The following is a 23,170-nucleotide window of genomic DNA, read 5'->3' on the forward strand; positions in this document are numbered from 1 at the left end:
GTTTTAATGGAAAAAAAAATTTAATTTTTTTTTCCTGATACGGTTTATCCGCATAATGAATGGTGGGTTGGGGCCCGATTGAGAGTAGATTAAAAAACAAAAGCCTGCAATTGATTACAGGCTTTTGATAAATTGATATCAGGATCAGTAAAGAACTGGCGTACGAATATTTAAGCTTTAGGCTTTCTGCCTTTCGCTTTCCTGTTACTCATTGGTGAGAAATCCTCCTTTGCCATGATAAAGGTCAAGCTTGCCGTTAAGCTCAATTTTTATTACCGACATGTATTTATCCTGCTGGCTTTCGGGAATTGGGATGTACAATAAGCCCGGTACCGCACTCCATGAAATTTTGCCGACGATTTTATACGTTAGCGGCGTATCGCTCCCAAGAACCGTTATTTTTTTGATGTTGTTTTTTAAGCCTTTCACCAATACCGGCGCACTTGTTTTAGCCGGAACAAACAAGTATACAGTGGTCGAATCTTTTGAAAGGGTACTTGCACCATAGTAATGCCCTTGTGGCATGCCTGCTATGGTATTAAAAACACCTTCGCCGTTTTTCTTGTTCCATGCACCCAGTTCTTTAAGCATGTTCACTTCCTGCGGAGGGATACTGCCATCGCCCTTAGGGCCAATATCCAGTAGTAAATTTCCACCGCAGCTTACGGCATCAGTAAAAATGCTGATGATCTCATAAGGGGTTTTAAAATTCGTGTCCTGTGGTTGATAGCCCCAGTTGTCATTGATAGTCATGCAAAGTTCCCACCATTTGTAATTAGGCCTTGATACCGGGAAGTTTTGCTCAGGGGTATCATAATCGCCAAAACCCTGCAAGCGTCCGTTTATGATCGCGTTGGGATTGTAGCTTAACAGTTTTTGTCGCACTGCTGGTGCGTTCCATTCTTGGGCACTATGTTCCCAATCGCCATCAAACCACCAAAGGTCGGGGTTATATTGTTTGGCCAGTTCATCCAGCTGTCCGTTCATAAAGGTTAAATATTTTGCCCATTTCACCGGCTGCGCATTAACCTGGTACCTGCTGCTATCTTTCAAAAAGCCCGGATAATCGGCGTGGCTCCAATCTATCAGCGAAAAGTAAGCTCCTGCTTTTACACCACGCGCACGCAAGGCATCGTACAACGGTTTTAACAGGTCTTTTTTGGCGGGAGTCTTTTTTACTACATTCAGCGGACCGTATTTGCTGTTCCATAAAGCTACACCATCATGATGTTTGGTGGTCATTACTGCGTAGCGCGCACCGCTTTCTTTAATCAGTTCCGCCAGCTCATCTGGATGATATTGATTTGCCGTAAAGCCTTTTAGCTGGTTCATATAATCAGGATAGCTGATCTTTTTGTTATGAAAACTCCAGCTTTCATCTATCCCTTTTACAGAATAAATGCCGTAATGAATAAATATGCCCAGCTTACCATCGGCGAACCATTGCATTTTTTCTTTGATCTCATCAGGATTTACACGGTGTTGCGCCTGCGCGTAACCACTGTATAACATGGTAAAAAATACCATAAAAAGGCGTGATAGATTTCTTCTCATTTTCAAAAGTAATTATTGCTTTTATAAATCTATTAAGATACTTTTTAAAAAAAATAAAAAGTTTTCTTTCTTTATTAAATTAATTTATTTAAATATGCAGATATAAACCCCTGCCGCATGTTTCTTAAGCATATTGACCTCATCAAAGGGCTGTATTACAGTAAAACAGCTTCCCTTAACGACCTGAGTATTTATACTGGCCGAAGCATTCCTTATGTGACCAAAGGGATAGCCGATTTGATGAAGTTGGATATTGTAAAGGAAGTAGGTATAAGGGCGTCAAGCGGGGGCAGAAAGCCCGCAACTTATTCATTGATAGCTGATACCGGTTTTATCCTTTCGGTAGCTATGAACCAGTTTTTGACAAGAATTGTAATTGTCAATATGAATAATGAGTTTGTGGGAGAGGTGCAGGAGTTTGAATTAAAACTGGGCGATAACAAGGATGCTATCCATTCATTGATAGCCTGTATCAAAGCTGTAGTTGTTAATTCAGGATTGCCACAAGATAAATTTTTGGCTATAGGGATTACCATGCCTGGGTTTATTGACGCGTTTTTGGGTAATAACCTGAGCTTTCTTAAAGCTCCGGAAGAAACATTGGTAACCTACATTGCCAAACAAGCCGGACTACCTGTGTTTATTGAAAACGACTCGACGGCCATAGCCCTGGCCGAGCAAAAATTTGGGCTCCCTATTGCCCGTAATAATTCCATGATCATCAACCTGGGCTGGGGCGTTGGTTTGGGGATGATCATCAATAAAGAGATATTTAAAGGGCACAGTGGTTTTGCGGGAGAGTTTAGCCATTTGCCGCTTCATAAAAACGGAAAGCTATGCTCATGCGGTAAGCAGGGCTGCCTGGAAACAGAAGCTTCTTTGCTGGCTATTGAAGCTAAAGCTGCTGAAGGCCTGAAACACGGGCAGGTTAGCAGCCTCCTAAAATATGATACCGTATCGGCAGATAATATCATTGATGAAGCACTTAAAGGTGATGCCTTTGCAATAAAAATCATTGCCGAGGCAGCTTATTTTATTGGTCAGGGCTTGGCCATATTGCTGCATTTAATGAATCCCGAAAGTATTATTTTAAGCGGAAAGGGGAGCGTTATCGGTAAATTATGGCTCAGCCCCATTCAGCAGGCCATGAACGAGCACTGCATTCCCCACTTAACCACCTACACCCAATTAGCGGTTTCAAACCTGGGCAACAACGCGCAACTGTTAGGAGGCGTAACCACGGTGATTGAAAATCTGTATAAACTTAATCCGCAGGCCAATATTTCTGAGCCTACATAAACATATTCAAGGTCTTTTTTTAACTCAATTAATCAATTTTCATGCAACAATTTTATCTAAACTTGAAAAGGTGGGTGGTCCTGCTACTGCCCCTTTTTATCTCGGCAAATTTATTTGCCCAAACCAATGTTACGGGAGTGGTGCGCGATGACGCAGGGCCTTTACCGGGTGTAACAGTGTTAGTTGTGGGCACAACAACCGGTGTGCAAACCAACATAAACGGTGCATACAGCATTAAAGTGGCGAAAGGCGCAGTGCTTAAATTTTCATCTGTAGGCTATACACCAAAAGAAGTTACCGTGGGCGACAATGCTGTGATCAACGTAACACTGGCTGCAGGTAAAGGCGAATTAAATGAAGTGGTAGTTACCTCATTTGGTATCAAACGCCAGGAAAAATCCCTGGGTTATGCTACTACCACCATTACAGCGAAGCAGTTAACTGAGGCCGGTAATACTAACTTTGCTTCGGCATTGTACGGTAAAGCTCCTGGTGTTAAGATCACTACGGCCCCGGGTGGTTCAAGCAGCGCGGTAAACGTACAGATCCGCGGTATCAACTCACTTAACTATAACACGCAACCACTGTATGTTGTAGATGGTGTTATTATCCGTAACAACAGCGAAGCAGGTGCCGGTGGTTCAAATAATGGTGGATACTGGTCTGATCAGCGGATCAGGGGTAACGGTATCCTCGATATCAACCCACAGGATATCGAAACCCTTACCGTGTTAAAAGGCGCGAGTGCTACAGCGCTTTACGGATCTGATGCTATGAGCGGCGCTATCGTGATCACTACCAAAAAAGGTTCAAGATCAAGAGGCCTTGGTGTTGATTTCAACTATGTAGGTACTGCCGAGCAGGTAGCCTTTACACCAAAATTTCAAAACGTTTATGGCCCTGGCTATGACCGTGCTACCAATCTTGCAGGTGGTTTTACTGAAGATGGTTGGTTAGCTGATCCTAATTCGCCAAGCGGTTACAGGCCGCGTTTTAGCTCATATGCGCAGTTCGGCCCTAAAATGGAAGGTCAGAAAATCAGATGGTGGGATGGCGAGATCAGGGATTACAGCCCACAGCCTAATAACTACAAAGATCTGTTCCAAACAGGCTATAGCTCAAACGCCAACATCGCTATCTCAAACCAAACAGATAATATTAACTACCGTTTATCTGCAACCCGTTTGGATTATACAGGCATACAGCGCGGTCAAAAACAACAAAAAAACTCGTTTAACTTAAATACCACTGTTAAGTTAAGTAATAAGATCAGCGCAGATATCGTTGCGAGCTACGTAAATACTTTAACTCATAACCGCCCGTACCAGTTGGGCCGCGTTTTAGCCAACTTTGGTGGCTTCTTAAACCGTTCGGAAAAAGCAGATGTATTGCTGGATAACTACCAAACATCTGAAGGTTATAAATACGTAACCCTTGCCAACGCAGCGAGGAACCCGGCCGAGGCTTTCAAATACAATATGAGTGGTGCGGATATTATGGACTTTTTCTGGACACAGTTAAAGAACAGCGAGGATGAAACTGAAAACCGTTTAATCACCAGCGCTACTTTAAACTGGGATGTGCTGAAAAACGTAAAGTTCCGTGGACGTATAGGTAGTGATTATACCGGTCGCAACACCGACTCGCAACAATATAACGAGTATCCAACTGCATTTAATGGTGCTTCAAGCACGGGCTATTATGGTGTTTCCAAAGCTCAGTATTCAATTACTTACGGCGACTTATTATTAACCTATTCGCCAAAATTGACTAAAGACCTGAGTATGTCTGTTAGCGGTGGTTATACCTCGCGCAGCGAAACTTACCGTGATCAGTCATCAGGGACCAATGGCGGTTTAGTAACCGAAAACTTCTTTTCTTTATCAAACTCATACGGCGTGCAAAATACAAGCGCAACCCGTGGGGCTTTAAAAAGTCAGGCTTTCTTTGGTGTCTTAAACTTTAATTATAAAAATTATTTGTTTTTAGAGGGTACTGCGCGTAATGAGTCGGCTTCAACACTTCCAACAAAGAACAACACCTATTTTTATCCATCAGTAAACGCGGGCTTTGTATTTTCGGATGCGTTTAAAATGCCTGAATTTATGAGCTACGGAAAATTAAGGGCATCGTATGGTGTGGTTGGCAACAGGGCGCCAAGGTATGTGGCAAACGTGTTGTACAATCAATCATCATTGCAAACGCAACTCGGTTCTGTTACACAACTAACCTATGCGTCTTCCTATGGTAACCTGCAATTAAAGCCTGAGATGAAATATGAGCAGGAATATGGCGTGGAAACCCGTTTCCTGAGAGACCGTTTGGGTTTTGATTTCACTTACTACAGTAATCAGGTTAAAGACGTAATTATGGCGTTAAATGTTGCGCCATCTACTGGGGCTGCCAACTTACTGGCAAATGCTGCTACTTTACATAGCAATGGTTTTGAGGTTGCTTTAAACGGTAAGCCTGTTACTGGTAAGTTTAACTGGGATGTTCGTTTGAACTTTGCTATAAACCGTTCTAAAACAAACAACCTGGCTCCTGGATTTGACAAGCTTACCTTCTACTACGGTGATCAGTCTGCATTAGCAGTAGTAGCCGAGGCCAACCAACTTATAGGTAATATCCTGGTTTACCCGGTTGCTAAAGATGCTAACGGCAACAAGATTGTAAACGGCGATGGTTTGTATACTATTGACAAATCAAAATATGTAAATGTAGGTAATATCCAACCTAAAATTGTAGGTGGTATTGCCAACACATTCAACTACAAAGGCTTCTCTCTTGATGTGTTGGTTGATTATCGTTGGGGCGGTAAAATGGTATCAAACCCATTAAAATACGGTACAGCTGCAGGTATGTACGAAAGTACCTTACAGTATCGTGATGCAGCCCATGGTGGTTTGGCGTATTACATTGATGGCAGTGGCAATAAACATTTAGGCACTGCGCCAGGCGGCAGTAAAACCTATAATGATGGTGTTATACTGCCAGGCGTAAATGAAAACGGACAAAAAAACACCACTATTGTTGATGCCGCTTCATATTATCTGAATACTTATGATTGGGGCGAAAACTCTGTAAACGAAAACGCGGTGTTTAAAAACAACTACGTAAAATTGCGTGAACTTGTATTTGGATATAGGTTGCCTGTAAGTGTAAGCAAGGCGCTGCATCTGAACAATTTAAGAATCTCTTTAGTAGGAAGAAACTTACTGTACGTATACCGCACGCTTAAAAACCTTGATCCCGAAGCCCCTATTGGCGACACATGGTATAGGCAAGGTGTTGATGAAGGTTCATCACCTGCTACCAGGAGTTTTGGATTCTCATTAAACGCGAATTTTTAATAGTATAAGTCATTGATTATGAAAAAGAATTTTAAAAATATAGGATACGCGTTTTTGCTTGCATTATCATTGGGTAGCTGCAAAAAAAGCATCGACGAAAAATTTAACAACCCCGAACAAACAGCCCGTGTGACTATTCCTTATATGTTTACTGGCATGTTGAACAACACCAGGGTAAGGGCTGAATACTGGCATTACAGAACATTTGTATTAACTGCAACAGCGGATTTTTCACAAACCTGTTTCCTGCCTAATACAAATACGGTGTATCAGCCTAATGATGGCTATATGGGTAACCGATGGGAGGATTTTTATCATCCAAATGGCTCGGCCAACGGCGTTATGGCTTTATATCGAACCATGGAAGTCAATTATAACCAGATGGCGGCTGCTGAAAAGGCTGCTAATGACGTGTTCATGAATGCTTCCCGGGTGGTTTTATTTGATCAGGCATCAGAAATGGTTGATTGCTGGGGGGATATCCCATTCAGCGAGGCAGGAAGCCTTGAGACAAGCGCTGCTGTGAAAAATCCTAAATTTGATGACCAGATAGCGCTTTACAAAAGTTTCATTGCAGGTTTGGATGCTGCATCAACCTATTTTAAAACAGCTACATTATCTGGCCAGTCGAGCAAGGCATTTACACAACAGGATATCTTGTTAGGCGGAAGTGTTGATAAATGGAGAAGGTATGCTAACTCTATCCGTTTACGTATGCTGATGCGTATGTCTTTTTATGATGAAGCTGGTTCAAAAGCCGAAGTAGCCAAAATGCTTGCTGATCCAACATCGTATCCATTGATTGATGGCGGTAACATTGCAGCTTACAGCCCGGCGGCTACTGACGTTTTACTAACACCATTAACTACTTACACCGGGTCGTTACAAAACGCGCTTACCGAAGGTGGCAGTAACTATGCGCCGGACTACCTGTTAAATACCGTATTGTTACCGGCTAATGATCCAAGAATCCCGGTATTGTACGATAAAAACGGCAACAAAACATACCAGGCAATGCCTGTAACTTTTACAAGCGAACAGGCATCAACCGAAGCTGCAAAATATTCAGTAGTTGATTCAACCACTTTCTTAACCAATAACAAACTTCCGGGTATCGTAATAACTGCGCCTGAAGTTAACTTCCTGAAAGCTGAGGCTTTTGAGCGTTGGGGCGGTGGTGATGCTAAAGCAGCATACGAAACCGCGATTAGCCAGTCTGTTTACTATTATTTTTATCTGAACAGCTTAGGTACCGGTAGTAAACCAACTTTAAACGCAGCTGATATTGCGACTTTACTAAGTTCGGCCCCAGTTGCTTATACCGGTACGCAAGCCCAAAAGCTGGCCAAAATATGGACACAGAAATGGGCGCATTTTGGCTTTATGCAAGGCACCCAGGCCTGGAGCGAATACAGGCGTACAAAATATCCTGTATTGAATTTCCCAAGCACCGGTAAGTTGGCCAATTACACTACGCCACCAACCCGTTTAGTATATCCAAGTGTCGAAACTGGCCTTAACAGTCATTATAATGATGTAAAAGCAAAAGATACACGTACAACAAAGATCTTCTGGGATGTAAAATGAGATACCAGATAATAGTTGATTGAGGAGCTGCCCACGCTTGTGGGCGGCTTTTTTTGTGCTTGTATCTCTCCGCCTGATGCGATGGTATAGCTTGCAGTTTAGTTGTCTCTTTAATCGCAAAATATTTATGACTTAAAACCCAACACATGTTGATATAAACTTATCCGGAAAGTTGAGCAGAACGGTAACGTTTTGAAAAATGAAACGTCTTTAATTCACCATATGAAGAGATTAATTATCCTGCTCCTTATCGGCACGAACGCTGTTTTAAGCGAAGCCCAGTCTTTAACACAACGTATAGATTCTGTAATGCAGCTGGCCTATCAACGAGGCATTTATAATGGCAACATCCTGGTTGCAAAGGGCGGCAATATCATTTACCGCCATTCATTGGGTTTTGCTAACGGCAACAAAACTACCCCGCTGCATGATTCCCTGCGGTTTGATATCGGTTCGGTTAGCAAAGAGTTTAACGGTGCGGGTATCATGATACTAAAAGAAAAGGGCAAGCTTTCGCTGGATGATCCCTTATCCCTCTATTTTCCCGAATTTCCGAGCTGGGCCAGGCAGGTAAAGATCAGGCATCTTATTAATTATACCAGCGGCATTCCGCTGCCGCAGTCAACAGTAGGCGATACAGATTCGGCCTTATATAACTATCTCCGGTCTGTAAAAGAACTTGCGCTTGCTCCGGGCACCGGTTACATCTACAATCACGCCAATGTTTACCTGCAAATGCGCATTATTGAAAAGGTTAGCAAAAATAGCTATGCCCAATTCCTGGCAAAAAACATTTTTGAACCGGCAGGTATGAGCCATACAGTGGTAGATTATCCTGTAGGTTCGCCGGGGATGGCGCAGGCTTTTGACAACAACGGACAAAATACACCTTACGGCCAGGTAATGAGCGGTTGGGTGCGTCTGCCTATAGACGATTTGTACAAATGGACACAAGCGCTGGAGCATTACAGGATTTTGTCAGAGAAATCTTTAGCCGAACTGGCAGTTAATTTTCCGGGCGGAGAAAGCAGTCTGGGTTCAACCGGTTTTGAGAATGGCAAACTCATCTGGCATCAGCATCAGGGCTCCAACAGCAACTATGAGGCTACTATTTACAGCTGGCTGCCCGATAGCATCACCATTGTGATGATGACAAATAACCAGCAGATGAAAGTGCTCCCACTTAAAACCGCACTGATGAATGTTCTGCAAAACAAACCGGTAATCGTGCCTAAGAAATCTTTTTACCTGGAGATCAGGGAGAAGATGCTGACCAGCGCTGACAGCGGTTTAGCTTACTATCATGAACTGAAAGCATATCATCAGGACAAATATGATTTTAGCTTCGAGATAGGCGATCTCATTAGCACCGGAAAATATGTAGGCCGCCGTGCGCACTATGATGATGCCATCCGCATCTACCGCCTGGCAGCCGAATTACCTGCAAGGGCTGGAGATAAATCTTATGCATATGAACTTATCGGGCAAGCTTTTCAAAGCAAGAATGATAAAGAACAGGCTTTGCTTAACTATAAAAAAGCACTGGAAATCGATCCTGAAAATAAGAACGCAGCAGGGATGATTGAGGCGCTCAGGCGTTGAGGAGCAATCGCTTAAATGTCTATTTTTGGTGTTTCCAAAACCTGCCTTTTCCTTCAGCAATCCATTCTAACGCTTCATTGATTCTTTTTTGTCGTGTTTCGTCGGTTTTTGCATCGGTAATCCAAACAATATACTCCTTGCGGAAAGAGTTAGATTTACTTTCAAAAATCTCTTTTGCTTCGGGCTTAGATGCTAACGCGGCAAGCAGGTAATCGGGTATTTCCAAAACCCTTGGTTTATCAGATCCCGGCTTCTCTCTCTTTATTTTAATACCTTTTTGGTTTATCTGTATGGCTTCTTTAAGCATAGCTATAAGTTCATCATCAGGCGGCAGATCCGATAGCTTTGTTATCTTACCCAAAAATCTTTGGACCGGCTTTAAGTGTTTATTCGCCTTTAGGCGCGGATCAGTCATCAGTTCCGCCTTCAGGAATGTGAAAGAGCAATGATTTTTATAGGAAGCCGCTACACACATATTGTCACCATTGTAATCAAAATGAGGCAAGCTCCATTTTATTGTTTCTTTAACACCCGGGCAATTTTCATGAATAAGCCTTCGTAAATGCTCAAGGATCGGTTTTGCAAAATCTTCTGAGTTAGCTATGTAAACATCCACAGCCGAATTATGGTCCATAAAGTTAAATTTTTAATGTTAACGATTGCGAGAACAAAAAAACTAAAACTGATGCAGACGATTTAGTCGAAAACTTGGATAAACTGGTCAATTTAATTCCTGCGTCGTTTCCGGAATTCTGAAGCCGACACACCTGCCTGCTTTTTGAAGAATTTGCCAAAATTAGTTGGGTCTGAAAAGTTGAGTTGATAGGCAATTTCAGCGACCGAAAAGTCGGTGTATTGAATAAGCGATCTGGCTTCGCCGGCCAGGCGTTCGGCAATAAAAGTAAGCGCATTTTTGCCAGAAACATGCTTTACAGATCGGGAGAGATGGTTAGCGGTGACAGAGAGCAGATCTGCGTATTCCTGCACGGTGCGCTTATGGATGTAGTGGTTATCAATCAACTGAGTAAATTTACGCAACAATACTTGCTGCGCTGTAGCCCGGGGAATATCCTTTTTGTTTTCTAACGCAAAGTCTTCCAGGTAATAGAGCAGGCCAAGTAACTTTATCTTTGCTTCAATATGTTGTTCCCTGGCCGATTTTTCATAAGAAGTAAATACAGCTTCAAAATGTGGTGCGAGGTGGTCAAATACAGCGTGGTCAAACTTGAACAGGTTAGTATGCAGCGGGTCGAATAAAGAGAACTGTTGATGGAAGTCAGGTTTGAAGAATGAGAAACACTCCTGCGTAAAATAGATTATATACCCCTTCAAGGCATTGTTATGAGCAAAACTATATACAAGGTTGGGAGAATGAAAAACGAGATAGGAATCCGGGTTATGAACCGTCTGATCGCCATAGTTAACCTCAACCTTGCCGGAATTGGATAGCAGCGCGAAAAAGTAAAATGAACGTTTAAAAGGCGGGCGGTATACCTGCAGATCCTGATCGAGGGGTTTTAGCCTCAAACAGTAAAAGTCTGGATCGGTTGTTCGTGCGGGCCATGGAATAGAAGCCAGAAAATCGTTGATTTCTGTGTAATAAGAAAGGGCATTTTTTATTTTCGCCATAACATGCACTAAAATAAGCGCTGCTGCTAAAGTAGGAAAAGAAAATGTTTTTCATTTACCGGTGTAACATAAAGCTCACCGACTGCAACCGCTAATATTAAATGATTTTCACGTCTATATGTGCTGTTGTCAACGTGTTTTGAAATGGGCGAAGAGATTTAGAACATATCCGGATTTTTTGTCGAGGTTATAAAACACCAAAGCCCAGCTATTGCCGGGCCTTAATTGGTTAAGCGGAGAGGGAGGGATTTGTTTTAACCCTAATTTTCTGCGCTAATTTGATATCTTGAATTGTTTTCAATTTCGTACTCACCGAATTACTCACCACATTTTATTTATAAGTATATAGCTGCAAATGCTATATGCAAATATACGAAAAAAGGGAAAAACAATTCTTTTTAATTATGAAAATGTCTGTTCGAATTGAATGGATTACTCAAAGCCCCCTATAGTCGGAGGCAACCAATGATAGATTGACTCCCGTCCTTAAATCAGTAAATCGTCTTTTAAAAACCATTAAAGTCACTAACACCGGAGGAATGCAATAACAGATATTAAACCCATTCCATATTCTTTGAATTGAAATAAATTTCTCGAGAAGTTTATTTGGCAGAGTTTTATAAAGGAGTTCAGTAATTCACTAAATATCAACTGTGTAACGTGTATCAGTGTCCCTATATTAAAGCTGATACGATAAGCATAAACATAACGATCGTCATAAAACCTTTCTTAAACTGTCAACCAGCTCTCCAATACTTCCGTTTTGCTGATTTCTAAAAGCCAAATCGGTATAAAGAGTAGCGCAATATTTACTGGATGATTTTAGAGCCTTCCATTCCGACCATAAATGGTCGTAACGGTTAATGGCCTGCTTAATTATCCCTATATTGAAACTGCCGCTCCGTTTTGCGATGCCGTTTTCTATCATCAATATCCACATCTGCTCGATCAGTTCATATTTTATCCGGCCATAAGTACAGGACACTTCAACAGCTTCCTGATCAGCTGCATTGTTTACATGGATTTGTTTCGATAACGCTTCAATCTGCCTCCATATGGCTGAAGCCTCTGCTTTTTCAGCCAACATTTCTCTCTCTCTCTTTTTATTAATGATTTCATCGACTATATTTTTGTTTTCTGCCGCTGAAAAATATTGATCACGACTCCACCAAACGGCATTAGACGTATAACTGTTCAATTGTCCTTTCCGCACCCCTTCTATGGTCAATAGATTTAACTGTCTGAACAGATCGGCTTCATAACCAGTTAACCCAAGCCTTTTAGCGAACTCATAAAAGATGGCTTCTTCGGACTTTTCGGGATGCTGCGCCCATTGCGAAAGCACGTATGTATTCAAATCTGCCCATAACTCATTAGTGATATACGGACCGTCCCATCCGCCTCCATTTGACCATGTCATTACTCCTTTTAATAGTCCTTTACCCAAAATATCTTTTATTCCCCGCGGTTTGTCTGGATCGTTAAGCTTTCCATTGAATTCGTGTCGCCCAAAAACGATTTCATATTTCGTCTCCGGCCAGCCGTCTATTACGCCTTTGGCCGTATAATACGGATGCGCACCTTTCCCATAAGCTTCCATCCTTGATTGCGCCTCCACTATTTGTGCATGGTTGCCGATGGCGAGTGTAGGATTAAATGGTGTCATGCGGTGAAAATCGTCCTGCTGATATTTAATGACAAAAATTAAATTAGGATGCGGTTTTATTAGATCGGTAACTGCCAGATAATAATCGGGGTTATTATGGAAATTATATCCAAAATCCCAAGTACGATAAAACAGCTTCTTATTGCGCTTTACACAAATCTCATCCCGTAAAATGTTTATCAAGGTCACCTGGTCTTCTATACCACTCTTGCCATCACGTATAGGCCCGCCTCCCATATGGTAAGGGGCATCCTGTAAATATGTTTCGCCAAAGCGAAGTGTCAAACCGTCCAGTTGAGGAAACCGTTCAAAAATGCCGGCGATCTGTGCACGGAGCATATCCTGGGTTCTTTTGCTTTGCATATCGGGCTTTCTCGACCGTTCGTCCATGCCGCCAGTCCCGGCTACCTTACCTTGTCCCGTTATTTCGCTGCCATATCTTGTCCACAAAGATTTTGGAAAAACAATGAAGTCGGTAAATGGATAAACACACATACCGGCCTTTTTACAGGCATTCAACTTTTTATCGATTTCCGCAGCTTTCGCCATTATCCATTCCCGCTCTTTACTATTTTCAGGAACAATGCCTTTTTCGTAATTATCATAAGTAATGGCGCAATTGACAAACCAATGGGTTACCATTCCATTAAAACCCTGCGATTTCATGTAAACCGGATCATTATACTTTGTTACATAAGGTACTTCCCCGGGGTTATTATGCACCATGTCCAGAATGTATGGAAGTGGCTGAACAGCTGACTGCGCAAATGCCTGTCCAATCATTATGGACAGGCATGCAATTAGTGTCAGATACTTAATTTTTATCTTAAAATTATCCATTTAAAATAAGCTTTGTTTTATTTAGTATTACACTAATAGCCAGGATTTTGAATTAATTTGGCGTCTTTGTTTCTTTCTATTTCACTTTGAGGTATCGGCCAAAGATTGTTGGTTGGTTTGATATTGGCAGCAACCGGATTGTGCGCTACATTTACGGTCCTATCGTAAACCAGATTAAGCCGGGCCAGAGTAAGCCGTCGCTTTTCTTCAACACCTAATTCGCGCATCCGCTCATCTAATATGTAATTAATATTGACCGCAGAAGATAATACGGGTGAGGCATTTGCCCTCGCTCTGACAACATTTATATCTTTTGCAGCGTTTTCCAACGATCCGGCACCGAGGTATGCTTCGGCACGTATTAAATAGGTCTCGGCCAGACGAAACATATATTGATTACAATATGTACCGCCTGCTGCAGAACTCAGTAAAAACGTGGACTTATTGATGAATAATCCATCCGGGTGTTTTCCCGGAGTTGTGCATTTGGACTGATAGGCGTAAAATGCCCTGCTTGGGACGGTAACTCCCGCTGGCGGATTTTCTGTCGAAACGTTCTGGCCAAAATACGCGGGTTTAGCCGGGTCGTTGTAGGTGAAAGTCCGGACAAAGTTATAATTTGAGTTTCTCATGTCATTACTAAAATCACTGGTCCAGATGGAATTGGTAAAATATCTTGTAGAAATGGCCCAGCCGATGCCCCTTCCACCGGTATAATCGGATACCGGCCATAAAAACGGTTTTGCGCCACCGCTTAATGTAAGATCCCTGATTAAAGGTGCGTGCTGTCTTTCCAAACGGTAGCTACCGTTAATAGACGTAGCGGATGAAGAGCCTCCCGGCACATCGTTTTCAAATTGAATTACCCAGATAGCCTCTTTATTACCCGAACTACGATTTTGGTTCTTCGGCCTGAATAAATCCCAATAAACATCTCCCGGGTCTGCGCTTTGCGACCCAAATCTTGTTTTCATTAAAGCCATATTTCCATCATCGATTACAAGACTGGCCGTTGTAACCGCATTATTAAACTGCCCTGCGGCTAAATAAACTTCAGCTAACAAATGCTGAGCTGCCGTTTTGGATATTTGGCCATCTTGCACTGCCGAAATTGCCGGCAGGTTGGCAGCGGCAAACATCAGGTCGTCAATCACTTGTTTATAAACATCAGCCTGACTCGCCCTTACGAAATCCGTCTTAGGCGAAGTCACTTCCTTCAACACTAACGGAACCCCACCGTATAAATAGGCCAGTGTCCGATAGGCAAAACCTCGAAAAAACCTGGCATTCGCCTGAACAATATTAGCATCCGCACCAGTTACTGATGAGGATGGCAACCTGTTTAAAATGGTGTTCGCTTCTGAAATGATTTTATAGAGGTTAGTCCAATGGATTGTTAAATAACCATTACTCGGATTGGTTGAAACCGCGTAATCACTAAACCGCTGAGGGCCGCTTGGCTGGCCGTCGTATACCAGGTCCAATCCGTAGATGTAATCAAATGGACTTTGTTCATCGTAAGTATAAAACTCGGTACGAACTAAATTATATAAGTTATAAACAGAAGCGTTAAAGTCCTTTAAAGTGCTAAATGAATTGACCGTACTTGCAAAATCGAGTGGTTTTTCATCGAGGAATGTCTTCTTACATGATATTGTACTCAGTAACACAGTACACATCAAAATTTTATATAGATTTTTCATGTTTTAATAATTAAAAGGTAACATTTAATCCTGCGGAATACGCTTTAATAACCGGGGATGCTCCATAAGCAAAGCCCTGGATGGTTTCAGGGTCCCATCCTTTCCACTTCGTCCAAGTTGCAAGGTTCTTACCGCTCAGAAAAACACGCAGATTTTTTATTCCCACTTTGTTGATCAGTGCGCTACTGAAATTATAGCTGAGTGAAACCTCTTGGAGCCTTACGAAGCTTCTATTCTGATAGATGCCTGGATCGATAGCAGGCACACTGCCCGTGATGCGGTAAGTTGCATTTGGATTTGAAGGTGTCCAGTAATTGACTTCTTTAAACCAGTTATTTCTTATGGCATTATCTCCCTGCTGAATACCACCATCGCTCCATGGATTATTGTAGCCCAAATAGCCATTTTTTCCACCCTGTACAGAGTTGATAAATACAAATAACGAAAACTGTTGATAAGAAAACGTATTGCCTATACTAAACCTGTAAGCGGGTTCGGTATGCCCTAAAATTACCCGGTCATCTGATGTTATTTTACCATCGCCATTGACATCCACCAGCTTATTGCCGCCTGTGTAATAACCGCCCGGGGGCGTTTCTCCAATTTGCCATAAACCATCGGTTTTATAGTTGTAGATAGCACCCAAAGGTTGTCCGATAAACAGGTTGCTGGATACAAGGTCACCGGAGCCCAGTAATTTTTTGATCTTGTTTTTATTGGTTGCATAATTTAGTACAGTGCTCCATTGAAAATCCTTTACTTTAACGTTTATTGTATTTAATGTAAATTCAGCACCGGAATTATTTATTTCCCCAACATTGGTATTGATAGACGAGAATCCTGTAATTGTAGGGATGTTAACACTAAAAAGCAAATTATTGGTATTGGTATTGTAGTAATCCACAGCCCCACTTATCCGTCCATTGAATAACGAAAAATCTACACCAATGTTAATACCGGTTGTCGTTTCCCATGATAGGTTGTTGTTGGCTAATGTAGCTACCTGTTGGCCAAATAAGGTACTGCCGGCATCGCCGAAAACATAAGCAGCGCCCTGAGATACAGTAGCCAAAGAAGCATAACGGTTGGTTAAATTGCCATTGGAGCCATAACCCACCCGTAACTTTAAATTATCAAGCCAGTTGATTTTAAGAAAGGACTCATTACTGGCTACCCATGCAGCTGCCACTGATGGGAAAACACCAAATTTCTTATTACTGGCAAAGCCGGAAAATCCATCCCTCCTGATCGTAGATGTTAACAGGTATTTGCTTTTATAGCCATAACTCAGCCTGGCAGTTTGATAATTATAAGTCTCGCTATAAGCATTGGATGATATTTGCTGGATAAGTCCTTGTTGTAAACTATTATAACCCAACGATATATTGTTGTATCCCGCGCCTGAAGCAGATGTGGTTTCATACTTACGCTCTCTTGCGCCATAAACCATGGTTAAGTCAATTGAATGATCAGTACCAAAAGTTCGTTTATAATTTAGAATGTTGTCCAAAGTATAATCGTAAGTGGCATCATTAACTTTTGAAACCGCCCCTGTAAAATTAGCGGAGTATTGGTTAGCCATGTAATGTTGATTCCAATAATATCCGTTACCATAGTTCAAACGATAGGTAAGTCCTTTAACCTGAGGAATATTGAAAATCCCGTAAAAATTACCTGACAGTGTATTTCTGTGGTTATAATCACTTCCATAGGTACTTAAAAAGGGATTATTAATGGATGCATTGGGTGTCAAATTGATGGCTCCGGCAGGGCTGTATGGAGTGTTCAAAGGACTGTAAAGCATGATGCTTCGTAAATCTGGTGGGTTACCGGAATAATCAGCTAGTGAAGTAAATGCCTGCGCTCCGACAGTAAGCCAATCGAAAACTTTCGTTTCCAGATTGATTCTTACCGATTTCCTGTTGAACTGATCATTAATAACAAAGCCTTTTTGTTTGGTATAGCCGCCGGAAATGAAAAAATTGGTTTTTTCGGTAGCGTTACTCACACTTAGCTGCTGGTCATACAACAGGCCCGGATTAGTGGCTGCTTTGTACCAATTGTAATCGGTTCCATTGTCATAACCCGATACCTGCGTAGCATCTAATTTTGACCGGAGATCGAAGGCCGGATTTGGTGTAAGGTAATCAGGCGCTAAATAAGCTTGTCGCCAATTGATATCTTTTACTTTTTGTATAAACTCATTCCTGTCTAAAGGATGTAACTGGCTAGCTGGGTTCTGTGTAGCATAGGAAGATGAAAAGTTAATAACCGGCTTGCTGCCTGCTTTCCCTTTTTTTGTGCTGATCAACAATACGCCGTTTGCTGCTGATGCACCGTAAATGGCTTTACTGCTTGCATCCTTTAAGATATCGATGGAAGCGATGTCATTTGGATTAATGCTTGATATATCGCCACTATAAACAATTCCGTCCAGAACAATCAAAACATTTTGGGATCCGGAAATTGTAGATTGTCCTCTGATTTGAATCGTAGGCGACTGGCCCGCAGATGATACCTGTCCGATATTTAAACCGGGCACCGTTCCTTGCAACAACTGTACTAAATTAGTATTGGGCGATTGTCTGAATGACTCCAAATCGGCACGTGCAACTGAGCCGGTAATGTCCGATTTCTTTTGAGCGCCATAGCCAATCACGATAACCTGATCGAGGGATTTAAGGGAAGGCGTAAGTTTGACAGTCAAGTTTAGTTCTCCGTTTAACGCAATTTCCTGCGACTCATACCCGATAAAGGATACAACAATGGTAGCATGTTCCGGAACCGTGAACGTAAATAAACCCTCTGAATCGGTGACGACCCCAGTATTCGATCCCTTGACTTTAATTGTGACGCCTGGCAAGGTTTTTCCGTTTTCATCGAGGACTTTACCTTTTATTGTTACAGGCGGAATACCGATGTCTTTTGTAGCATCAGTTCCTTCCTTTCTTTTTAAAACCACAGTCTTATTGACAATAGAATAGGTGAGCGGCTGGTCCTTTAAAATCGCGTTTAGGGCTTGTTCAATATTTACATCCTGTAATTCAACAGATACCCTTATATTTTTGACAAACTTGTATTTGTAAAAAAAACTGTAACCGGTTTGCTTATGCAGCTTGGTAAACACTTCAGCTATTTGGATGTTCTTTTCTGAGAGCGTAACCATTTGCGCGTATCCTTTGGCGGATACTTGCACACAGGCAATAATTAAAAGGAGTGTAGTGAGTTTCATCACCAGAATGATTTTAGATGGAAAAATCCACCCAATGGCAGCTAATTTGCCACATAGTTTAAATTTCATACTTTTGTTAAGCTTGGGTTAGTAATGGATTCGTTTTTTGACTGGCCCGACGTAATTAGCCGAAAGTGTTGGAAGCACTTTCGGCTCTTTTTAGGCATGTGGGTAATTGTATAGCTATTTCTTCATATCATTGAGCTTTTGGTTTAACAATTGTTTGATTAAAAAGGTCATTTAAGGCAGCACTATTAATTTTTTGTCTTTTATTTTAAAGTGGACATCTCCCAATTCCAATATTTTTAATGCTTCAGATAATTTGGAGCTTCGCGGTATCTGCCCTTCAAAAAAATCATCACTTATTGCGCCCTCATAACTTACATCAACATCATACCATCTGGAAAACTGCCGCATCAATGATTGCAGGTCAGCATGTTCAAAGCGGAAATAACCATTCTTCCAGGCAACAGCAATTTCAGTATCTACTTGTTGTATATTAATAGCCGCTTTACCGGGTTGAATAGTTGATTGTTGCCCGGGTTTAAGAAACTTGGCGCCGGACTGGTTAAGTTGAGATATCTTTACCGATCCTTCGAGTAAGGTTGTTGTTACAACCGATTCATCTACATAGGCGTTAATGTTGAAATGTGTACCAAGTACTTCTACTATTTGGTTGTTGCTGATTACACGGAACGGTAAATGTTTATTTTTTTTAACTTCGAAATAAGCCTCTCCCGTTATTTTTACTTGCCGCTCATTTTCCCCAAAAGCAAGCGGAAAACTAATGGACGAGCAGGCATTAAGCCAAACATCCGATCCGTCTGGCAGTGTAATTTGATATTGTCCCGCCCTTGGCGTAGTTACCGTATTATATAACATTTTGCCATTGTTTAGGCCAGCTCCTAAAGCTGTATTGTTATAGGCTAACCGCCCATCTTTTGTCTTCTTGACAATAGCGCTTTTTTCTCTGGCCAATATTCCGCTTTGCGCTTGATCAAGGTCGAGTTTTTCGCCGTTTGATAAAGTAAGTATTGCTTTATTACGCCCGGGACTGGCATCGGTTTTTATAAAAGCAATCTTGTGAGCGCTGTATTTTATTGACGGCCTTAAAAATAAATATGCACCGACAGATAAGCAAAGAAGGACAATTGCTGCGGCAGCAACGCGATAAGAAAAAAACGTCGTTTGTGCAGCTGCCCCGTCAGAATTGCTTTTCATTTTCATAACAGACCGAAGCATTCGTTCCTTTAATGCCTCGGGGCTATCACCCAGGAGATCGGGCATACCGGTGTCATCAAAGGATTTATACCAATCATTGAATTCCTTACGTTCGTCTTCTGTAATGCTATCATCCTGCCATTTCCTGGCAAGTTCCCATATGCGTTCCTGGTTTTCCTTTGCAGCCATTAAAGATGTCGTTTTATATATAGACAAAGCAAAGGCACAAATCCCTATGCAGCAAAAAAAAATTGCTGCCTACATGCAGGTATTGAATATTACTGTTGCGAGAACAAAAGAAAAATTGAGATAAGGAATAATGAGATATGAAAAAATGTCCCCTTGAGCTTTTTACGGGCCCTTGATAAATGAGCTTCTACTGTTTTTTCGGAAATTGTCAGTTCCTCGGCAATTTGTCGTTGTGAATATCCCTGAACGTACTTTAAGTTGAAAATTTCCCTGCATTTGTCAGGTAAACTGCTTAAAGATACTTGTATGTGTTGTTGAAGGTCAAGTAAGTCCAGCTGGTGAGTTGTACTTTCATCAATTTCTGATGCCCTTTCAGCAATCTCCTGAGAATAAGTCACTCGCCGGGCCTTTTTTGATAACCGGTTAATTACGCCAAACTTTACTGCTGATAAAAAATAATTATCAAATCCCTTTATCAATTCGAACGACCTTCGATTCCGCCAAAGGCTGTAAAATATATCTTGAACGACTTCTTCTGCTTCGCAGGAGTCATTTAATCTGTTTCGTGCCACTATATAAAGCTTACTCCAATAGCGTTCATAAATTTCAACGAATGCAGCCTCATCATCTGACGTTAAAAGATCAGCAAGTTGATGATCATCAAAAGCTCCGTAAATGGACGCCATGGCTTATAAAGTTTTAAACATAAAGTGAATAAAAGAGGTCGCCTTTTATTTCCGGTTTGGCAATAATTACTACGATCTTAATTGCGTTCAATACATCACAAGTGTACTGAAACGAATCATTAAAATCGCCAAAATGAAATTTACTGGTTTCGTTTACAATTGACTCGACGAAAATAGTTATTTATAATTGTTTGCAAAATATATGTTTTGGTTTAACTATAACTGACATCCTCTTTGAGCTTCGTGGATTTCTGTAGTTCTCTGATAAGGTCTGCTCCCGTCGCCAACAAACACATTCGGCGTGTATACTCCACAAGATTCACCTAAAATAGAATTTGAATTTGACACCGTTTTTTCATTCCGGATCCGGGCACTTCCGTAACTTACAGACCTGCCTTGTATATAGAAAAGCCAAACGTAGTTTTAGTGCCTAAATATCATTACGCCGTTTAAAAACCAGTCAGCCGTGTCGAGTCTTAGTTTCAAAGTAATTGTCGCGTTCAGTTTGCGTGATTTAGTTAAAATTATATCGGGGAACCAACTGTACCCGCTGTGTTTCTCATGTAAATTTACATCGGCAAAGTTAAATAAGAAGAGATTTGCGGAGCGATGAAATTGATATATAGCTATTAAAAATTAAATATCAGAAAAGGTTATGCAGTCCGAAAGCTGCAAGTTGATCTACGATTGGCAAAGTATTCAACCCTTTGTCGGTCAGTCGGTATTCAACTCTTGGGGGAACTTCCGCGTACGACTTCTTAGCAACAAATTCATTTGCCACCAAGACGTTCAATTCGTGAATTAGCACCTTCTCACTGATTCCAGGAATACATCTTTTTAACTCGCCGTACCTGATAGTCCTTTCATTTATCTGGAACAGTATTAACAACGTCCATTTGCCACCCAACAATACTAAAGATTTTCTAACCGGGCAGTTTATATCCGACTGCATGATTATTTTTGGAGTTTCTTCCATTTGATTATCAATATATCTAACCTATAGGTAAGTACCTTACCGGTAAGTAAGTACTTGTGCAAAAGTAAGATATCACATTACTTTGCAAAGTAAACATTAAAAAAAATCAAATATTATGATGCCAAAGGAAATAATTTCAGCTTATTTGGAGGCCTTAGGAAAAGGCGATGTAGGCCTTGCCTTTTCATTCTTTAGTCCCAACGCACAATGGCATCAACCAGGATCCCACAAATTTTCAGGAGTAAAATCAGGAATCGAGGCGATCGGAAAAATGCTCGGTGGTATGATGGAAGCAACCCAGGGAACTTTTGAATTGAAGCCATACGGCAATTTAATGGTCAACGGCAATATGGCCGCACTGCCAGTTCGCTTCAGCGGTACAATTGAGGACCGGAACATCGATATGACAGGAATAGACCTTTTTGAAGTAAATAAAGGGAAGATAACAGGTGTATGGTTGTTTTCTGATGACCAGGAGCTGGAAGATAACTTTTGGGGGAAATAATTTTTTCCATGTATTCAATAATGATGGATTTTTAAGATAAAGAACATTCAAAAGGATGCTCTTTATCTTTGAAAAAAACTACGCAGGTATTTCATTGCAGGCTGAGTACCATTCTTTCCAGTCCACGAGACACTTTCTCCTATTTGAATAATTACGGTACTTACAATTATCGATACCTACACTCAGGATTAAATTATCTCAATTCAATAGTATAAGTGTAGCCTTAAACTTCTTCGCCTAACTAGCAAAAAACACACATTAAATCTCTTTTAGTACCTATTTAAATGAAAAAATTACTACTTGTAATCATTGCATTGTTTACGCTGCATTATTTTGCAGATGCACAGAACGTACAATCATCAGCCGTCATCAAAAAGCATGATCAATCAGCTCCCGGCTCCTTAAAATGGCGGGCGGATCACTATATTGTAAATAGAGATTCGGCATTTACTGAACCAAGAGTAGCTATAAAAAAGCTGATGGGAGGCAATAGAAGGTTTGTCGAAAACAAATCCATCCGCCCGAGGCAGGATGCTGAAACCATTAAAAAATTAGGCTTTGGTCAAAAACCTTTTGCAACCATTGTAAGCTGTTCTGATTCACGCGTGCCAAATGAAATTGTATTTGACCAGGGTGTAGGTGATTTATTTATTATCAGAACGGCGGGGCAAGTATCATCGGCAGCCTCTTATGGAAGTATGGAGTATGCGGTAATAAAATTATACACCAGGTTAATTGTTGTTTTAGGACATACTGAGTGTGGAGCTGTGGCGGCTGCAGTGCAAAGACCAGAAGATGTTCCCGGCCACATAGTTACTTTAATAAATGAAATTAAACCTGCTGTAGCCAAGATTGCACACATGCCAGGTGATCCAGTGAATAATGCCGTAAGACAAAATGTAATTGATCAGGTAAATACCCTCAGGAATTTAGATCCTATTTTGCATAAAAAATATTCAAAAGGCGAGATACTGATCGTAGGCGCCGTTTATGATATTCACACCGGAAAAGTAGAATTCTTAAAAGAAACCCTGCACGATCTTCCGGAAAAGAAATCTAAATAAGCCTTACCGACGATGAAAATGAAGTTTAGATTCTTTTTATTGCTAAGTTTTCTTTGGGTGCCTT

The 23,170-nt window shown here is 41.3% G+C and carries 15 protein-coding genes; 6 read left to right on the forward strand and 9 right to left on the reverse strand.

Annotation, left to right across the window (positions count from 1 at the left end; all coding sequences use genetic code 11):
* Positions 1-204: 204 nt before the first annotated feature.
* Positions 205-1,554 (reverse strand): alpha-L-fucosidase, encoded by a 1,350-nt coding sequence (locus tag IEX80_RS22955; RefSeq protein WP_188834274.1) that lies wholly within the window; start codon positions 1,552-1,554, stop codon positions 205-207.
* A gap of 117 nt (positions 1,555-1,671) precedes the next feature.
* Here IEX80_RS22955 and IEX80_RS22960 point away from each other — a divergent pair, with 117 nt between their 5' ends.
* The 4 genes from IEX80_RS22960 (at position 1,672) to IEX80_RS22975 (ending at position 9,395) form a co-directional block, all read left to right on the forward strand.
* The gene (locus IEX80_RS22960; RefSeq protein WP_188834275.1) at positions 1,672-2,853 is read left to right on the forward strand and encodes an ROK family protein; all 1,182 of its coding nucleotides are present in this window, start codon (positions 1,672-1,674) and stop codon (positions 2,851-2,853) included.
* Between the two features lie 41 nt (positions 2,854-2,894).
* Positions 2,895-6,206, forward strand: coding sequence for a SusC/RagA family TonB-linked outer membrane protein (locus IEX80_RS22965; RefSeq protein ID WP_188834276.1), 3,312 nt, complete (start codon positions 2,895-2,897; stop codon positions 6,204-6,206).
* An 18-nt stretch (positions 6,207-6,224) separates the two neighbouring features.
* On the forward strand, positions 6,225-7,793 hold the full coding sequence (locus IEX80_RS22970; RefSeq protein WP_188834277.1) for a SusD/RagB family nutrient-binding outer membrane lipoprotein: 1,569 nt from the start codon (positions 6,225-6,227) through the stop codon (positions 7,791-7,793).
* Between the two features lie 222 nt (positions 7,794-8,015).
* Positions 8,016-9,395 carry a serine hydrolase domain-containing protein gene (locus IEX80_RS22975; protein WP_090530855.1) on the forward strand — a complete coding sequence of 460 codons (1,380 nt, stop codon included), beginning with the start codon at positions 8,016-8,018 and terminating at the stop codon, positions 9,393-9,395.
* A 19-nt stretch (positions 9,396-9,414) separates the two neighbouring features.
* Here IEX80_RS22975 and IEX80_RS22980 read toward each other — a convergent pair whose 3' ends face one another.
* From IEX80_RS22980 to IEX80_RS23015, 8 genes are all read right to left on the reverse strand, one after another.
* Positions 9,415-10,029 (reverse strand): YdeI/OmpD-associated family protein, encoded by a 615-nt coding sequence (locus tag IEX80_RS22980; protein WP_188834278.1) that lies wholly within the window; start codon positions 10,027-10,029, stop codon positions 9,415-9,417.
* Between the two features lie 92 nt (positions 10,030-10,121).
* Positions 10,122-11,024, reverse strand: coding sequence for a helix-turn-helix domain-containing protein (locus IEX80_RS22985; RefSeq protein ID WP_188834279.1), 903 nt, complete (start codon positions 11,022-11,024; stop codon positions 10,122-10,124).
* Positions 11,025-11,739: 715 nt separating this feature from the next.
* The gene (locus IEX80_RS22990) at positions 11,740-13,473 is read right to left on the reverse strand and encodes a hypothetical protein (RefSeq protein ID WP_188834280.1); all 1,734 of its coding nucleotides are present in this window, start codon (positions 13,471-13,473) and stop codon (positions 11,740-11,742) included.
* 89 nt (positions 13,474-13,562) lie between these two features.
* The gene (locus IEX80_RS22995) at positions 13,563-15,233 is read right to left on the reverse strand and encodes a RagB/SusD family nutrient uptake outer membrane protein (RefSeq protein ID WP_188834281.1); all 1,671 of its coding nucleotides are present in this window, start codon (positions 15,231-15,233) and stop codon (positions 13,563-13,565) included.
* Positions 15,234-15,243: 10 nt separating this feature from the next.
* On the reverse strand, positions 15,244-18,534 hold the full coding sequence (locus tag IEX80_RS23000; RefSeq protein WP_188834282.1) for a TonB-dependent receptor: 3,291 nt from the start codon (positions 18,532-18,534) through the stop codon (positions 15,244-15,246).
* Positions 18,535-18,705: 171 nt separating this feature from the next.
* The gene (locus IEX80_RS23005) at positions 18,706-19,875 is read right to left on the reverse strand and encodes a FecR family protein (RefSeq protein WP_188834283.1); all 1,170 of its coding nucleotides are present in this window, start codon (positions 19,873-19,875) and stop codon (positions 18,706-18,708) included.
* Between the two features lie 89 nt (positions 19,876-19,964).
* Positions 19,965-20,561, reverse strand: a complete 597-nt coding sequence (locus IEX80_RS23010; protein ID WP_188834284.1) for an RNA polymerase sigma factor — start codon at positions 20,559-20,561, stop codon at positions 19,965-19,967.
* 643 nt (positions 20,562-21,204) lie between these two features.
* Positions 21,205-21,537, reverse strand: a complete 333-nt coding sequence (locus IEX80_RS23015; RefSeq protein WP_229701733.1) for a winged helix-turn-helix transcriptional regulator — start codon at positions 21,535-21,537, stop codon at positions 21,205-21,207.
* A gap of 115 nt (positions 21,538-21,652) precedes the next feature.
* Here IEX80_RS23015 and IEX80_RS23020 point away from each other — a divergent pair, with 115 nt between their 5' ends.
* Positions 21,653-22,042 (forward strand): nuclear transport factor 2 family protein, encoded by a 390-nt coding sequence (locus tag IEX80_RS23020; RefSeq protein WP_188834285.1) that lies wholly within the window; start codon positions 21,653-21,655, stop codon positions 22,040-22,042.
* A 284-nt stretch (positions 22,043-22,326) separates the two neighbouring features.
* Positions 22,327-23,106, forward strand: coding sequence for a carbonic anhydrase (locus IEX80_RS23025; protein ID WP_229701735.1), 780 nt, complete (start codon positions 22,327-22,329; stop codon positions 23,104-23,106).
* Positions 23,107-23,170: the final 64 nt, after the last annotated feature.

The organism is Mucilaginibacter rubeus, from assembly GCF_014643835.1.
In the GTDB taxonomy this organism is placed as follows: domain Bacteria; phylum Bacteroidota; class Bacteroidia; order Sphingobacteriales; family Sphingobacteriaceae; genus Mucilaginibacter; species Mucilaginibacter rubeus.

Excerpts from the sequence above, each read along its gene's own strand:
- IEX80_RS22955 (WP_188834274.1), bottom strand. The coding sequence starts at position 1,554 with ATGAGAAGAAATCTATCACGCCTTTTTATGGTATTTTTTACCATGTTA.
- IEX80_RS22960 (WP_188834275.1), top strand. The coding sequence starts at position 1,672 with ATGTTTCTTAAGCATATTGACCTCATCAAAGGGCTGTATTACAGTAAA.
- IEX80_RS22965 (WP_188834276.1), top strand. The coding sequence starts at position 2,895 with ATGCAACAATTTTATCTAAACTTGAAAAGGTGGGTGGTCCTGCTACTG.
- IEX80_RS22970 (WP_188834277.1), top strand. The coding sequence starts at position 6,225 with ATGAAAAAGAATTTTAAAAATATAGGATACGCGTTTTTGCTTGCATTA.
- IEX80_RS22975 (WP_090530855.1), top strand. The coding sequence starts at position 8,016 with ATGAAGAGATTAATTATCCTGCTCCTTATCGGCACGAACGCTGTTTTA.
- IEX80_RS22980 (WP_188834278.1), bottom strand. The coding sequence starts at position 10,029 with ATGGACCATAATTCGGCTGTGGATGTTTACATAGCTAACTCAGAAGAT.
- IEX80_RS22985 (WP_188834279.1), bottom strand. The coding sequence starts at position 11,024 with ATGGCGAAAATAAAAAATGCCCTTTCTTATTACACAGAAATCAACGAT.
- IEX80_RS22990 (WP_188834280.1), bottom strand. The coding sequence starts at position 13,473 with ATGATTGGACAGGCATTTGCGCAGTCAGCTGTTCAGCCACTTCCATAC.
- IEX80_RS22995 (WP_188834281.1), bottom strand. The coding sequence starts at position 15,233 with ATGAAAAATCTATATAAAATTTTGATGTGTACTGTGTTACTGAGTACA.
- IEX80_RS23000 (WP_188834282.1), bottom strand. The coding sequence starts at position 18,534 with ATGAAATTTAAACTATGTGGCAAATTAGCTGCCATTGGGTGGATTTTT.
- IEX80_RS23005 (WP_188834283.1), bottom strand. The coding sequence starts at position 19,875 with ATGGCTGCAAAGGAAAACCAGGAACGCATATGGGAACTTGCCAGGAAA.
- IEX80_RS23010 (WP_188834284.1), bottom strand. The coding sequence starts at position 20,561 with ATGGCGTCCATTTACGGAGCTTTTGATGATCATCAACTTGCTGATCTT.
- IEX80_RS23015 (WP_229701733.1), bottom strand. The coding sequence starts at position 21,537 with ATGGAAGAAACTCCAAAAATAATCATGCAGTCGGATATAAACTGCCCG.
- IEX80_RS23020 (WP_188834285.1), top strand. The coding sequence starts at position 21,653 with ATGATGCCAAAGGAAATAATTTCAGCTTATTTGGAGGCCTTAGGAAAA.
- IEX80_RS23025 (WP_229701735.1), top strand. The coding sequence starts at position 22,327 with ATGAAAAAATTACTACTTGTAATCATTGCATTGTTTACGCTGCATTAT.